At 68.3% G+C, this 14,989-nt stretch carries 12 protein-coding genes; 5 read left to right on the top strand and 7 right to left on the bottom strand.

Features of this window, described 5'->3' with window-relative positions; genetic code table 11:
- Positions 1-15 precede the first annotated feature (15 nt).
- The 3 genes from AC5P68_RS00180 (at position 16) to AC5P68_RS00170 (ending at position 2,054) form a co-directional block, all read left to right on the top strand.
- Positions 16-222 carry a cold-shock protein gene (locus tag AC5P68_RS00180; RefSeq protein ID WP_005410590.1) on the top strand — a complete coding sequence of 69 codons (207 nt, stop codon included), beginning with the start codon at positions 16-18 and terminating at the stop codon, positions 220-222.
- A 103-nt stretch (positions 223-325) separates the two neighbouring features.
- Positions 326-1,594, top strand: coding sequence for an FAD-dependent oxidoreductase (locus AC5P68_RS00175; protein WP_033834346.1), 1,269 nt, complete (start codon positions 326-328; stop codon positions 1,592-1,594).
- Between the two features lie 190 nt (positions 1,595-1,784).
- Positions 1,785-2,054 carry a hypothetical protein gene (locus AC5P68_RS00170; protein WP_024958257.1) on the top strand — a complete coding sequence of 90 codons (270 nt, stop codon included), beginning with the start codon at positions 1,785-1,787 and terminating at the stop codon, positions 2,052-2,054.
- A gap of 1 nt (position 2,055) precedes the next feature.
- Here AC5P68_RS00170 and pdeM read toward each other — a convergent pair whose 3' ends face one another.
- Genes pdeM through AC5P68_RS00150 form a run of 4 tightly spaced genes read right to left on the bottom strand, consistent with a single transcriptional unit; the run spans position 2,056 to position 7,745 of the window.
- Positions 2,056-2,697 carry a ligase-associated DNA damage response endonuclease PdeM gene (gene pdeM, locus AC5P68_RS00165; RefSeq protein WP_049402339.1) on the bottom strand — a complete coding sequence of 214 codons (642 nt, stop codon included), beginning with the start codon at positions 2,695-2,697 and terminating at the stop codon, positions 2,056-2,058.
- A complete protein-coding gene (locus tag AC5P68_RS00160; RefSeq protein WP_049454075.1) occupies positions 2,687-5,146 on the bottom strand; it encodes a ligase-associated DNA damage response DEXH box helicase in 2,460 nt (819 codons plus the stop codon). The genes pdeM and AC5P68_RS00160 overlap by 11 nt, the downstream gene beginning before the upstream one ends.
- Positions 5,143-6,750 carry an ATP-dependent DNA ligase gene (locus tag AC5P68_RS00155; RefSeq protein WP_033834341.1) on the bottom strand — a complete coding sequence of 536 codons (1,608 nt, stop codon included), beginning with the start codon at positions 6,748-6,750 and terminating at the stop codon, positions 5,143-5,145. The genes AC5P68_RS00160 and AC5P68_RS00155 overlap by 4 nt, the downstream gene beginning before the upstream one ends.
- Complete coding sequence (locus tag AC5P68_RS00150; RefSeq protein WP_005414211.1) at positions 6,747-7,745, bottom strand: ligase-associated DNA damage response exonuclease; 999 nt, start codon at positions 7,743-7,745, stop codon at positions 6,747-6,749. The genes AC5P68_RS00155 and AC5P68_RS00150 overlap by 4 nt, the downstream gene beginning before the upstream one ends.
- Before the next feature lie 113 nt (positions 7,746-7,858).
- Here AC5P68_RS00150 and AC5P68_RS00145 point away from each other — a divergent pair, with 113 nt between their 5' ends.
- A complete protein-coding gene (locus tag AC5P68_RS00145) occupies positions 7,859-9,496 on the top strand; it encodes an acyl-CoA dehydrogenase family protein (protein ID WP_033834340.1) in 1,638 nt (545 codons plus the stop codon).
- Between the two features lie 236 nt (positions 9,497-9,732).
- Here the strand turns inward: AC5P68_RS00145 and AC5P68_RS00140 are convergent, their stop codons facing one another.
- The 3 genes from AC5P68_RS00140 to AC5P68_RS00130 form a co-directional block, all read right to left on the bottom strand.
- Complete coding sequence (locus AC5P68_RS00140; protein WP_005410582.1) at positions 9,733-10,143, bottom strand: hypothetical protein; 411 nt, start codon at positions 10,141-10,143, stop codon at positions 9,733-9,735.
- A gap of 157 nt (positions 10,144-10,300) precedes the next feature.
- Positions 10,301-10,642: a hypothetical protein gene (locus AC5P68_RS00135; RefSeq protein WP_005410581.1), complete on the bottom strand. Its 342-nt coding sequence runs from the start codon at positions 10,640-10,642 to the stop codon at positions 10,301-10,303.
- Positions 10,643-10,766: 124 nt separating this feature from the next.
- Positions 10,767-11,942, bottom strand: coding sequence for a thiolase family protein (locus AC5P68_RS00130; protein ID WP_033834339.1), 1,176 nt, complete (start codon positions 11,940-11,942; stop codon positions 10,767-10,769).
- 183 nt (positions 11,943-12,125) lie between these two features.
- On the opposite strand from AC5P68_RS00130, the gene AC5P68_RS00125 reads away from it, so the two are divergent.
- Positions 12,126-14,972 (top strand): autotransporter serine protease, encoded by a 2,847-nt coding sequence (locus AC5P68_RS00125; RefSeq protein WP_111188690.1) that lies wholly within the window; start codon positions 12,126-12,128, stop codon positions 14,970-14,972.
- Positions 14,973-14,989: the final 17 nt, after the last annotated feature.

Raw genomic sequence — 14,989 nt, 5'->3', positions numbered from 1 at the left:
AGGTCTCGCATCACCATGCCGAACGGTACCGTCAAGTGGTTCAACGACGCCAAGGGATTTGGCTTCATCTCGCCGGAGGATGGCAGCGCCGACGTGTTCGCGCACTTCTCCGCCATCAACTCCAAGGGCTTCCGCAGCCTGCAGGAAGGCCAGCGTGTCACCTATGACGTGACCCAGGGCCCGAAGGGTGCCCAGGCTTCGAACATCACGCCGGCCGAGTGATCCACTCGACAGTGCGTTGAAAACCCCGCTTCGGCGGGGTTTTTTTTTGCGCGGCGTGCCCGCGGCCGGTTCGCGATCCACCCGCCTCGGGCACAATGTGGCCATGACGGAACGACTGCGTATCGCCGTGATCGGCTACGGCACCGCTGGACAGGCAGTGTCCATCCTCCTCACCCGTGACGGCCACGAAGTGGAGATATTCGAACGCGTGCCGACGCCGGGACCGGTGGGTGCCGGTTTCCTGCTGCAGCCCAGCGGCCTGCAGGTGCTGTGGCAGATGGGCCTGCTGGATGCGGTGCGCGCGCATGCCGCGCCGGTGCACCGCCTGTATGGCGACACGCCATGCGAGCGCGCGGTGATGGACATGCGCTACGACGGTCTGGATGCGCGCCTGCATGGCCTGGGCATGCAGCGTGGGGCGTTGTTCTCGCTGTTGGACCAGGCGCGCGCGGGGGCAGGCAATCTGCATGCGGGCGTCACCATCGCCGCCGTGGATGCCGAGCAGGGCCGCCTGCGCGACAGCGAAGGGCGCCTGCATGGCCCGTTCGACCTAGTGGTGGCCGCCGATGGCGCGGCCTCTACGCTGCGCAGCACCATTGCCGGCGGTGCCGGGCTGGACCGCGTGTATCCGTGGGGAGCGCTGTGGTGCCTGTTGCCGGCCGAAGACTGGCCGCATGTGCAGGAGCTGCGGCAGCGCTACGTGGCCGCGCGCAAGATGATCGGCCTGTTGCCGGTCGGCACGCGCCCCGGCGATGACACGCCGCGCCTGAGTTTCTTCTGGAGCCTGCCACGCACCGACTTCGAGCGCTGGCAGGCCGATGGCATGACGCCCTGGCTGGACGAGCTGCATGCGCTGTGGCCGCAGGCCAGTGCGCGCTTCGCCCACCTGCGCGATGCCGGCCAGCTGGCGCGCGCGGTCTATCGCGATGCAGTGATGACGCGCTGGCACCAGGGCCGCATGGTGCTGGCAGGTGATGCGGCGCACGCGATGAGCCCGCAGCTGGGGCAGGGGGTGAACATGGCGCTGCTCGATGCGCTGGCGCTGCGCGATGCGGTGCGCACGCATGGCGGTGGTGCCGCTGCATTGCAGGCCTACCAGGCGCAACGCAGGGCCCACGTGGCGGTCTACCAGCGCTGGAGTCGCTGGCTGACGCCGCTGTTCCAGTCCGATCGCGATGCCTTGGCGAAGACGCGCGACGTGCTGCTGGGCCCGATGGGGCGCCTGCCCGGAGGCCGTGGCCACATGCTGCGCGTGCTCAGCGGCACGCAGCAGGGGTGGTTCGGTTCGCTTACGCTGGATCCGGCCTTCATCGACGCATTGGCGACGACGATGGAGATACCTCGCAGCAACGCGATCACGGCCAGCGTGTGAAGCGTGCCGTCACGTGAATTAACGGTTGCCTCACCGCGGATGTGCGAGAAGTAGGTTGCACGCGACTGCGCGTCGCCCGTTTTCCTTTCCGTGATCAACATCGCGCGTGGCCCGGGCAGCGCTGCTGTTGCGGCCTGTTGCGGCCTGTTGCGGCCCGGACGTGCCGCTTGATGTTGAAGAGGAGGACGCCATGTTGTTCGCGGTCGAAGAGCTGGAATCGGAAATCTGCAAGCTGCGTGGACTGCTGCAGATGCTGCACGAGGACCAGCCCGACGTACTGGAGGATGTATTCGAGTTCCATGTTGGCAGCCTGGTCAGCCATGCGTCGCCGGAACACCACGCACGCATCCGGACCTGCGCGCAGGAGATGCTGGCGGCAATCCAGGCCTTGCCGCGGCGGCGTGAGAATGACACCCCTGATTTCCAGTTGATGCCGCAGCTGGGCATTGGCCCGGCCTGAGTCAGGCGACCGGCAGTTCCACCAGGCCGCTTTCCACGCAGGCGATCATCTGTTCGCCGCGGGCGGGGGCAGGCACGATGCCTGCAGTGAATGCGGAGAAGGCCGGCAGGACCGTCATCCGGTCACGCAGCCAGAACGCGGGGAAGCGCCGTCGCAGTGGCTTCAAGGCGACCTGCGGGTGCAGATGCCCGGCAATCACATGCAGCGCCGCATCGGGCATCGGCTCATGCCGAAGCAGGAACGGCCGCAGTCGTACTTCATCGTGGATCTGGACCTGCAACTGCGCATGCGGCAGCTGGCGGTCGTGATTACCGCGCAGGACATGCACGTCCAGCGAAGCATTGCGTTCACGCCATCCCAGCCATTGCTGGTACCACCCAGCGCGATGCGCCGGCCCATGCAGGATGTCGCCCAGGATCCACAGCTCGCGACAGGCATGCAGGTCCAGAAGCCGCTGCAAGCGTTGCAGGTCTTCGCCGGTGCCGCCGCTGGGCAACGCGATGCCGGCGCGACGGAACACATCGGCCTTGCCCAGGTGGAGGTCTGCGATCAGCAGTGCCTGCCGCGCGGGCCAGTACAGCGCACGCGCGCCCACCAGGACCACGGACTCACCAGCAAGCAGCAGCGGCAATTCATCGGTCATGGCGGCGCTCCAGTTGCTGGGCCGCGCGCTGCACGCGCATACGCCAGTCTTCATTGCTGAACTGACCGCGCAGGCGTTCGGCCCACAATGGAAAGCCCAGCGGCGTGAGTGATGACGGTCGCTGCAGCGACAGCTGCTGCGTGCCGATCCGCTCCAGTACCTGCTGCACCCCCGGCAGGTCGAGGCTGTCGTACAGCACTTCATGTTCCGCCAGCGCCAGCAGCAGGTGTTCCGGATCGTGCTCGCGCAGCACGTCGTACAGCAGGCCTGCGGACGCCTGCAGCTGGCGCAGTGACCGTGGCATGCCACCGGGCAGGCTGGGCACCAGCAGGCCTGCTACGCGTGCGATGCCCCGGAACTGACGTCGCGCCAGCTCGCCCAGGTTCACTGCCTCGCGCAGATCGGCCAGCAAGCGGTCATTGCCGAACAATGCACGCCATTGCGCCTCATCCAGATCGATCGGCTGCGCCGGCGCCAGTACCAGGCCATGATCGTTCACCGCATAGCCAATGCTGTTGCGTTGCTGGCGGGTGCAGCGCAGCGCCAACAGCGCGGCCAGTGCCTCGTGTACGTGGCGGCCGGCAAAGGGGTAGACGAACATGAACTGGCCTTCGCGGCGCCGCACCTCTTCCACCAGCAGGTGCTCTGGGCCGGGAAGCGCCGACAGCTGCTGCTGCAGTGCCAGCAACGGTGACAACCAGCGGGATTCGGCACTGTCGTCGGCGCCGGACAGCACCCACTCCAGCTCACGGCCGAGTGGCATCGACAGCGGCAACTGGCCTCCCTGCCAGCGCGGCACCACACCATCGCCGCGCCCTCGTGCCAGCCGCACGAAAGCGGTCATGTCGCGCAGCTGCACCAGTTCCAGCAGGCGCCCGGCGAACTGGAAACGGTCGCCGCGACGCAGGCGGCTGGCGAACTGCTCCTCCACTGCACCAAGCCCGCCACCGCGCAGGAACTGCACGCGCACGCTGCCATCGCTGCTGATGGTGCCGATCGACAGGCGGTGCCGCAGCGCCTGGCGGCGATCGTGCATGCGGTAGCTGCCATCGGCATCGCGCACGACCTTGTGGAAATCGGGGTACTGCGCCAGCGCCTGCCCACCCTGCACGATGAAGTCCAGCACGGCCCGCCATTGTTCATCGCCCAGCGTGGCGAAGGCATGGGTGCGACGCACCTGCGCCAGCAGCGCATCACTGTCAAAGCCGCCAGCGAGGGCGCGGCTGACCGCATGCTGTGCCAGCACGTCCAGTGACAACCTCGGCGGTCGACGCGCTTCGACCACGCCTTCGTGCAGTGCGCGGCGCACCGCTGCATATTCGGCCAGTTCCAGTGCGTGGCTGGGTATGCAGACGATGGCCCCCCCGGCGCCGGGACGATGGCGTGCGCGCCCGGCGCGCTGGCGCAGCCGCGCCACGCCCTTGGGGCTGCCCAGCTGCAGTACCTGTTCAACCTCCGGGAAATCCACGCCGAGGTCGAGGCTGGAGGTCGCCACCACGCAGCGCAACGCGCCTGCGCGCAGGCCGTCTTCCACCTGCTGGCGCAGTGCTGGATCCAGCGAGCCATGATGCAGTGCCAGCGTGTCCGCGTCTTCCGGCCATACCGCCGCCAGCGCCTGGTGCCACAGCTCGGCCTGCGCGCGGGTGTTGGTGAACAGCAGGCTGCTGCGTACGGCCATCAGCGCGTCCAGCACGCGCGGCAGCTGCGCCAGGCCGAGATGCCCCGCCCAAGGGAAACGTTCACCGGGTTCCGGCAGCAGGCTGCGCACGCTGATCGCGCGCGGACGAACGCCCTGTACGATCGGTGCATCCTGTTGGCCAGGCAGCAGCACGTCGCGGGCCTGCGGCAGGTTGCCCAGCGTGGCCGACAGTCCCCAGAGCTGCAGGGAAGGAGCGGCGTCGCGCAGCACCGCCAGGTTCAGCTGCAGCAGGACGCCGCGCTTGTTGCCCAGCAGTTCATGCCATTCGTCCACCACCACGCAGCGCAGCTGGCGCATGCGTGGCAGTGTGTCGGGATAGCTCAGCAGCAGTGCCAGCGATTCCGGCGTGGTCACCAGTACGTCGACGCGGCCTTCGCGGGCCTGCCGGCGCTCGCGGTTGCTGGCATCGCCGCTGCGCAGGCCGACCCGCCAGCCCAAGCCCAGCCCGTCGACCACTGCCTGCAGCGCACGTGCGGTATCACTGGCCAATGCCCGCAGCGGCGTCACCCACAGCACCTGCAGCGGCCGCACCGCGCTGGCCCGGCGCGGTGCCGACGGTGGATCGAGCATCGCCTGCAGCAGCGGGCCGCCGAACATGGCCAGCGTCTTGCCGCTGCCGGTGGGGGTGTGCAGCAGCCCGGAGTCGCCCGCCAGATAGTGCCGCCACATCGCGCGCTGGAACGGCAGTGAGCGCCAGCCGCGCGCAGCGAACCAGTCTTCCAGCCTACGCAACGCCTCGCGGCGGTTCATCGCGCCAGCGCCTGCAGCGTGGCCAGCTGGTCGGCTTCCGTGGCGGGCTTGTCGTGGCGCCAGCGCAGGATGCGGGGAAAGCGCACGGCGATGCCGGATTTGTGCCGGCTGCTGCGGTTGACTGCCTCGAAGCCCAGTTCAAACACCTGTTCGGCACGCACGCTGCGCACCGGGCCAAACCGTTCACGGGTGTTGGCGCGGATCCAGCGATCGAGGGCCAGGATTTCCTTGTCATCCAGGCCCGAATAGGCCTTGGCCACCGGCACCAGCGTATCGCCGTCCCAGACGCCGAAGGTGTAATCGGTGTACAGCGTGCTGCGCCGTCCATGGCCGGCCTGCGCATACAGCAGCACGGCATCGATGGTCAGGGGGGCGACCTTCCATTTCCACCAGTCGCCGCGCCGTCGCCCTGACTGGTAGGCGGACGTCCGGCGTTTCAGCATCAACCCTTCCACGCCCCGCTCACGGGCGGCCTCCCGCAACGTGGCCGCCTGCAGCCAGTCTCCAGCGGGTACGTCGGGCGACAGCTGGATGCGTGTATCGCCGAGGGCACCGATGACCTCGGCCAACTGTGCACGCCGTTGCTGCAGTGGCAGCCCGCGCAGATCCTCGCCATCGCGTTCAAGCAGGTCGTAGGCAAGCACGCGCACCGGGGTGTTGCGCAAGGTCGCTGCACCGGGCTTGCGACGCTGGATGCGGGTCTGCAGCGCGGTGAAGGCGCGTGGCAGGTCGTCGCTCTCGTCCCAGGCCAGCAGTTCTCCGTCCAGCACGCAGCCGTCGGGCAGCGCCATCGCGGCCTGTTCAATTTCCGGGAAGCGGCCATCCAGCCGTTCTTCGCCACGTGACCACAGCGCCACTTCACCGCGTCGGCGCAGCAGCTGCAGACGGATTCCATCCCACTTCCACTCCAGCAGCCAGTCTTCGACCGGACCCAGCCGTTCGCCCGGTTCGCCCTCCAGCGGTGAGGCCAGGAAGAACGGGTACGGCTGCTGCCGGTCCAGTGGCAGTTCATCCGGCGACAGCAGCTGCCCCAGCAACGCGGGAGAGGGCACCCACTCGCCGAGCATGCGCTGGGCGATGCGCGCGATGTCCAGGCCGGACCATTCTGCCAGCGCCTGCTGCACCAGCCGTTGCGAGACACCCACGCGCAGCGCGCCGGTGAGCAGCTTGTTGAACACCAGGCGCTCGCCGCTGCACAGCTGCTGCCAGCCGGCGACGACCGCCGCACGGCGCACCACTTCGGGCTGGTTGGCCACCGCCAGCAGATGCTGTTCGATCCAGTCCGACAACGGCCGGTCGGCGGCGGGATGCAAGGGGTCATCCAGCAGCAGTGTCAGTGTTTCGGCCAGATCGCCGACCTGAGCGTAGCTGTCTTCCACCAGCCAGGCGGGCAGTCCGGATTCCTCGGCAATCCAGCTGCGCAGCTCACCACTGGCGGCGATCCTGCGGCGTGCGCCGCCGACCTTGCCGCCGCTGAGCAGGTACAGCGCCCACGCCGCATCGTGCGCCGCTGCGTGGCGGAAGTAGTCGACCAGTGCGGCGCGCTTGTCCTGCGTCGCAGTACTGCGGTCCAGGCGCTGGTAGAGCGCGGCGAACGCCTTCATTCCTCGCTCCCGAAGTCGGTGCGAAAGGCTTCAGCCGCCACGCCGCGCTCGCGCAGGAACGGAATCAATGCATCGGTATTGCCATGGGTGGCGATGACCCGCTGCGCGCCGGTCTGTTCGATGGTCTGCAGCAGCGCGGGCCAATCAGCGTGATCGGAAATGACGAAGCCCCGGTCGACGTTGCGGCGCCGCCGGTTGCCGCGCAGCTGCATCCACCCCGAGGCGAACCCCAGTTGATGCGGTCCGAAGCGGCGCATCCACGGCGTGCCTGCGGCCGAGGGTGGGGCCAGGATCAACTGGCCGGCGGCATCGGGTTGACGCCCCTGTTCGGCGACGGTGAGCGTCTCCAGCATCGGGATGTTGGCCTGCCGGTAGACCGACACGCCATTGGCGATGGCGCCGTGCAGCCACGCGGGGCGGTCGTCCAGTGGCAACAACTCGGCCAGCACCCGCTGCGCCTTGCCGAGTGCATAGCACAGCAGGATCGCCGCTTCGCCACGTTGTTCGCATTCGCGGCGCCACGCCACGATCTCTGCGGCGACCGCCGGGGTGTCCGGCCAGCGATAGATCGGCAGCGCGAACGTCGCTTCGGTAATGAACGTATCGCAGGGCACCACTTCGAAGGGCGTGCAGGTCGGGTCGGGTTGGCGCTTGTAGTCGCCGGACGCCACCCACACCCGTTCACCATCGTCGATGCGCACCTGCGACGAACCGAGCACATGACCGGCCGGATGCAGCGATACCTGCACCCGGCCCAAGCGGAACGGCACCCCCTCGGCGTGTGCCTGCACGCCAACATCGCCCAGCCGCCAGCGCAGGATCGGCAGGCTTCCTTCGCTGCAGTGGTATTCACCCATGCCCGGGCGCGCGTGGTCGCCGTGGCCATGGGTGATAACCGCGCGCGGCACCGGGCGCCAGGGATCGATGTGGAAATCTCCCGCGGCGCAGTACAGCCCCTCCGGACGCAGCACCACCAGATCGTCATTGCCTTCCATGCGGCCACTGTGGCCTGCGCTTCGTGCAGGCGGTGAGAACCGGCCTGAACACGGGCTTGGCGGGGCATGCGGCACAATCGGGCCGCATACCTCTTGCCGCCAGGATGGACCGGATGAGTGGACCCAGCTTCAGCAGCAACGCGCCGTTTGAAACCCATGTGGTGCTGAACCAGCCGCCACCGTTCGCGGGCCGCCAGCTGTGGACCGACGATGTGGCGTTGGCGGAGGCGGTGCATCGCGAGGGTGCCGGTGCCTTAGCGCCACGCCTGGCCGTGTACGGGGCCTTGGCCGGCGACGAGTTGTACCGGCTCGGCTTCGATGCCAACCGTGATCGCCCGCGGCTGCGTACGCACGATGCGCAGGGCCACCGTATTGATACGGTCGAGTTCCACCCTGCGTACCACCAGCTGATGTCCGCAGCGAAGCAGCATGGCGTGGCGGGTTTGTCCTGGCACGAGCCGCAGCCCGGCGCACACGTCGCGCGTGCGGCGCTGAGCTACCTGCACCACCAGGCCGAAGCCGGCACCAGTTGCCCCTTGACCATGACCCATGCGGCGGTGGCAGTGCTGCAGTCGCAGCCGCACCTGGCCGAATGGGCGCGCAAGGCCGCCGCGCCGGTCTATGACCCGCGCGACGTGCCGGTGGCGGACAAGACCGGCATCACGCTGGGCATGGGCATGACCGAGAAGCAGGGCGGCTCGGATGTACGTGCGAACAGCACGCGCGCCGAGCCGATCGATGGCGAACGTTACCGCCTAGTCGGCCACAAGTGGTTCTTTTCCGCGCCGATGTGCGATGGCTTCCTGGTGCTGGCGCAGGCACCGGGCGGGCTGACCTGCCTGCTGATGCCGCGCCGGCTGGCCGACGGCGACCGCAATGCATTCAGGCTGATGCGGCTGAAGGACAAGCTGGGTGACTGGTCCAATGCGTCCAGCGAAGTCGAGTTCTGTGGCGCGCAGGCGTGGCGCGTGGGCGAAGAAGGGCGTGGCGTGGCGACCATCATCGGCATGGTGATGATGACCCGTCTGGACTGCATGCTGGGTGCGGCGGCGGAGATGCGCATGGCGCTGGCGCAGGCGCTGCATCATGCACGCCATCGGCGCACCTTCGGCAAGCTGCTGGTGGAGCACTCGCTGATGACCAACGTGCTGGCTGATCTGGCGCTGGAGTCGGAAGCGGCCACGGTGTTGGCGATGCGCATCGCACGCGCGGTGGATCGTGCCGGTGTGGATGCCAATGAAGCGGCGATGGCGCGGTTGGGGACGGCGCTGGGCAAGTACTGGCTGTGCAAGCGTGCGCCGGCCTTCGTCAATGAAGCGCAGGAATGCCTGGGCGGTGCCGGCTACGTGGAGGAGTCGATGCTGCCCCGCCTGTACCGGCAGGCACCGTTGAATTCGATCTGGGAGGGCAGCGGCAACATCCAGTGCCTGGATGTGCTGCGTGCGCTGGCGCGTGAACCGGAGGCGATGGCGGCGTTGCGCGGTGAGCTGGCGTCGGTGGCCGACCGTGATGCGCGCTATGCAGCGGCATTGCAGCGTTGGGCAGCGGCGCCGCCACCGGAGGAAGCGCAGGCGCGGCTGTTCTGCGAGCGCACTGCGCTGCTGCTGCAGGCGGCGCTGCTGCTGCGTGCGCGCAGTCCGATGGCGGAGGCGTTCGTGCGTAGCCGGCTGGAAGCGGAGCATGGGCTGGCGTTCGGGACGCTGCCGGCGGGGCTGGAGCTGACGGCGATGCTGGCGCGCGCGCTGCCGTAGGGGCGGCCCACGCCGGCTCTCGACACCTACGCTGACAGATTTTCATCAGATAAGGCTCGGGCGCGCCATCCATGGCGCTTACGCCCCTGCGCAACCTACCCGCGCGTCCTTGGACACTTTCCGTGGGCGCACACCACGGAATCAACAGAAGAAGCAGGGAGCGAAAAGCAGAAAAGCCGCGGCAGTGCCGCGGCTTTTCCTGTGGAACCGAGCCGGTGCTCGGCTGCCGGTAAGGCTTAGTGCTTGGCTTCTTCCTTGGCGGCGTTGGCCTTGGCGTCATTAGCGACATCGCGGGCCTTGTCGGCGACCTTCTGCGCGGCGTCGGCGGTGGCGTCGCTGGCGTGCGCGGCGGCGTCGGTTGCGGCGTCCTTGGCCTTGTCGGCGGCGTTGGCAGTGGCGTCTGCGGCCTTGTCCAGCGCCTGCTGGGTATCGGCGGCGGCCTGCTCGGAAGCGGCGGCGGTCTTGTCGGCGGCTTCGCGGGTGGCGGCAGCAGCCTTGTCGACGGCGTCGCGGGCGGCAGCGCCGGCGCTGTCGGCCGCCTGCTGCGCGTCCTGCTTGGCCTGTTCGGCTTCCGGGCCCTTGCAGGCGGCCAGGGCCAGCAGCAGGGAGGCGGCCAGCAGGGTGGTGGTGATCGGACGAATCTTCATGGCGGTCTCCGGCACTGCAATGGATGGGGACGCCAGCCTATTCATGCCGTTGTGAAGACCGGGTCGCGATGCAGGGGCTTGATCGCCGGCATCCACGCAAAGAAAAAGCCGCTGGCGAACCAGCGGCTTTTCCAGAACGGCGTGAAGAAAGAAGTTATTACTTCTTGGCTTCTTCAGCAGCGTCCTTGGCCTTCTCAGCGGTGCCTTCAGCAGCCTTGGCAGCGTCAGCAGCAGCGCCGGCAGCAGCGTCGGTGGCAGCACCGGCGGTCTGGGCAGCGGCGTCGGTGGCGGCGTCAGCAGCGGTGGCGGCGGTGTCAGCGGCCTGCTGGGCAGCGTCGGCGGTCTGGGCGCCAGCAGCGGCGGCCTGGTCGGCAGCAGCCTGGGCTTCGGTGGCGGCTTCGTTGGCCGAAGCAGCGGCGTCCTGGGCAGCTTCCTGCTTCGAGCAGGCGGCCAGGGCCAGAGCCAGGGACATCGCGACCAGCAGCTTGTTGATGCTCATTGTGTAAATCCTCGTCGTTAGAATTAGGCAACGCGCATGCTGCGCGCCGACAACATGATGACAAGCCAAGATTGGGTGTCAAGCGATCCCGCATTCATTTTTGCGAAATCATCGTTAAATCTTTTTAAATCAATTCGATGGCGATTGCCGTTGCTTCGCCGCCGCCGATGCAGAGGGTGGCAATGCCGCGCTTGCCACCACGCGTGCGCAGAGCGTTGACCAGGGTCACCACAAGACGTGCGCCGGAGGCACCGATGGGGTGACCCAGTGCGCAGGCGCCGCCATTCACGTTGAGCTTGTCGTGAGGGATGCCCAGTTCGCGCATCGGGGCCATCGCCACCACAGCAAAGGCTTCGTTGATTTCGAACAGATCGACCTGGTCCAGCGACCAGCCGGTCTTGCCCAGCAGCTTGTGCAGCGCGCCGATCGGGGCGGTGGTGAACCACTCCGGTTCCTGCGAGTGGGTGGCGTGGCCGACGATGCGGGCCAGTGGCGTGATGCCTCGCGCGGCGGCGTCCTCTTCGGTCAGCAGGACCACCGCGGCGGCGCCGTCGGAGATGCTGGAGGAACTGGCGGCGGTCACGCTGCCGTCCTTCTTGAAGGCCGGGCGCAGGGTCGGGATCTTGGCGATGTCCGAGCGCCCCGGCTGCTCGTCGGTGGCGACCTCGACGTCACCCTTGCGGGTGGCTACCTTCACCGCGACGATTTCATCGGCAAACGCACCATTGGCCTGGGCAGCCTGCGCGCGCTTGACCGACTCGATCGCATAGGCGTCCTGCTCTTCGCGGCTGAACTGGTACTTGTCCACCGCGCACTCGGCGAATTCGCCCATGGCCTTGCCGTCGTAGGCGTTGACCAGGCCATCGTGGGCCATGTGGTCGACCGCCTGGAAGTTGCCGAAACGGTTGCCGGTACGGGAGTTCGGCAGCATGTGCGGGGCGTTGGACATCGATTCCATGCCGCCGGCGACCACGATGCTGGCCGAGCCGGCCTTGATCAGGTCATGGCCGAGCATGATGGTCTTCATGCCCGAGCCGCACACCTTGTTCAGCGTGGTGGCACCGGCCGACAGCGGAATGCCGGCGGCGATCGCGGCCTGGCGGGCGGGCGCCTGGCCGAGGTTGGCCGGCAGCACGCAGCCCATCAGGACTTCGGAAACGTCGCTGGCCGGGACACCCGATTGTTCCAGCGCGGCGGCGATGGCTGCCGCGCCGAGGGTCGGGGTCGGTACGCCGTTGAACTGGCCGAGGAAGGAGCCGATGGCGGTGCGCTTGGCGGCCGCGATGACGATGTTGGACATGGCAATCTCGTTGATGCGTAAGCAATGTTCGGAAAGGAGACCGGAGGCCGTTGGATGCGCCCCGGTTTCCCGGCAGACTGCGTGGGGGTCGGCCCAAGTATAGAGGGTCGGGGAGGGCTGCCGCTGTGCGGCGCCGAACGCCTGCCGGGATGAAGGCAGGCCAACGTTCACGGGAAGGAATCGATGGAGCGAACGATGATGGTGAGGTCTGTGCTGGCAACCGCGCTGGCGATGGCGCTGACGGCCTGTGGTGGAGGCGGCGGAGGCGGCAGCAACGTGCGCGTCGACCCACCCCCGACCACGCCGCCCCCTCCAACCACGCCTCCGCCGACGACACCACCGCCGGCCAAGCCGCAGGAGCCGGCCTTTGATGCGCATCTTTCAGTCACCAACGCGCGTGCCGCACAGGCCGCCGGCCTGACCGGGCAGGGCGTGCGCATCGGCATCGTCGATTCGGGCGTGCAGCGCAACGCGGTGGCCTTGAATGGTCGCGTGCTGGCCAACTTCAATTACATCGATCCCGCCAGGAACAACCTGGCGGTTGATGACGTGGTCGGGCATGGCACCGCCGTGGCCAGCCTCGCCGCCGGCGCAGCAGTGGGGACCTGGCCGGGCGGTATCGCGCCAGGCGCCCAGATCGTCTCGGCAAGAATCATTTCCGACAAGCCGCCGACCGATGACGGCAGTGGCCAGGGCAATGCCTTCAGTGGGCCGCTGGGCGTGGCCCAGGTCCACCAGGACCTGATCAGCTACAACGTGAAGGTGATGAACAACTCGTGGGGCGGCCTGTACTGGACCGACCTGCCGACCACCGCGCAGGTAGCCGCCGAATACCGGCCGTTCGTGATCAACCACGGTGGCCTGGTGGTGTTCGCCGCCGGCAATGACGGCCGCAGCGAGCCGAGCAGCCTGGCCGCGCTGCCCAGCCAGAAGGGCGTGGCAGGCACGCTTCCGGCGGCCGATCTGGAGCGCGGCTGGCTGGTGGCCACGGCGGTGGACCCGTTTACGCCTGGCGCGCTGGCCAGCTATTCGAACGCCTGCGGCCAGGCGGCCCGCTACTGCCTGGCAGCGCCGGGCAGCGCGGTCTACCCGGATGCCAACGGTGGCAGCTACTACTGGAACTACGGCACCTCGTTCGCCGCGCCGCTGGTCTCCGGTGCGGCGGCGCTGGTCTGGCAGCGCTTCCCCTACTTCAGCAACGATCTGGTGAGGCAGACCCTGCTGGGCACTGCCAAGGACATCGGTGCGCCCGGCGTGGATCCGGTGTTCGGCTATGGCCTGCTCGACATCGGTCGCGCGATCAACGGTCCCGGCCGCTTCGACTGGGGCGATGTGGTTGCCAACGTTGATGCCGGCTCGACCAACTCGATGTGGAGCAACGACATCACCGGCAGCGGTGGCCTGGTCAAGCAGGGCGGAGGCAAGCTGGTACTGGCCGGCAACAACAGCTATTCCGGCGCCACCCGCATCGAGCGCGGCATCCTGACGCTGCAGAACGGTGGCGTGATCCGTTCCAATGTGACGATCCTCGCCCAGCCCGACCCGGACTCCACCGGTCTGCAGTTCAACGGTGGCACGCCGCGGGTGATCGGCAATGTGGTCAACGGCGGCAGCGTGTTCCTCACCACCGGCAACACCACCGGCACCATCGAGGGCAACTACACCCAGCAGCCCGGCGCGCAGCTGATGATCGCGCTCGGTGCCAACGCACTTCAGGTCATCGGCAACGCAACGATCAATGGCGGTGTGCGTGTGCACGGCTTCGTCTCCGGCTATGTGCCGCAGAGCGGAACGCGCCAGGACCTCATCCACGCCGCGGGTGGCCTGAACGGCACCTTCAGTAGCCAAGCCACTTCCACCGGTCTGCAGGGGCTGACCCTGGTGGCACCCACGTATGGCTACGACAGCAACAACGCCTGGTTGAACGTGAACCAGGTCAGCGTCACCGCCGCAGCCAGTGGCCTGAGCGCCTCCGCACAGGCCGCAGCGCAGCGCCTGGAAGGCGCATTCGCAGTGCTCGACGGCAACACCGGCCTGCAGGGATCGCCCTTCGGTGCGGCAGCCGGTGCGCTGCAGTGGGCCGGAGGCGGCCAGCAGGGCCTGGCCGACAGCCTGCAGAGCCTGTCCGGCCAAGCGCATGCCCGCGCCGAGGCCGCCACCTTCGACAGCATCGACATGTCGCGGCGTGCGATTGCCGAGCGCTTCGATCGTGTACAGGCCACCCCGCGCCTGCGCGGGAGCTGGCAGAGCGCGCTGGGTGAGGCGGGGCAGGGCAGCTTCGCCGGCAACGCCGCCGACAGCCGGGGCTGGATGGCCGGCCAGGATCTGCCGCTGGGCGGCAACGGCCTGATGGGCGTCGCCTTCGGTGAGACCCGCAGCAATGGAGGCAGCAGCTTCGACGGTGATCGCGGGCGCGACCGCCAGGCGCAGGCACAGTTGTACGCTGGCTGGAGCCTGGGGCGCGGCTATGCGCTGGCCCAGTTCGGCAGTGGCCAGTTCACCCGCGCGCTGGATCGCCAGCTGCTGCTGGGTGCGGGTGCCTACGGTGTCTCGGCGCGTTACGGCGGGCGTTTCAGCAGCGCCAGCGTGGAAGGCGGATATCGCCTGGGCCGCGCAGGCGCTTCGGTGACGCCCTACCTCGGTGCCAGCACCACGCGTGTCGATACCGATGCGTTCAATGAGCTGGGCGGTTTCGGCTTCGGCCTGCGGGGTGATGCCACCCGCGCGCAGCGCAGCCAGATGCTGGCCGGCATCCGCGGCGAGCGGGGCTGGGGGCGTTGGAACCTGCGCGGACACGCCGAGTGGCAGCAGCGGCTGGACGGCGGTGACGCCGATTGGCAGGCCAGTTTTGTCGGCGTGGATGCCTGGGCGCCGCTGGCAGGCTGGGATGCGCCGCGCGGCAGTGCGCTGATCGGCGTGGCGCTGGAATCGTGGTGGGGCCGCAATGGCCGCTTGAGCCTGGGCTTCGACCAGCGTATCGGTGGCGAGGGCGCGCGGCAGGCTGCGTTGCGCTACAGCACCGGGTTCTAGCAATCGGTCGCGCCGGG

It is taken from the genome of Stenotrophomonas sp. YJH_SMC_58 (genome assembly GCF_059369635.1).
The sequence above is the reverse complement of the archived record's forward strand: the minus strand, read 5'-3'. Positions and strand labels throughout refer to the sequence as shown.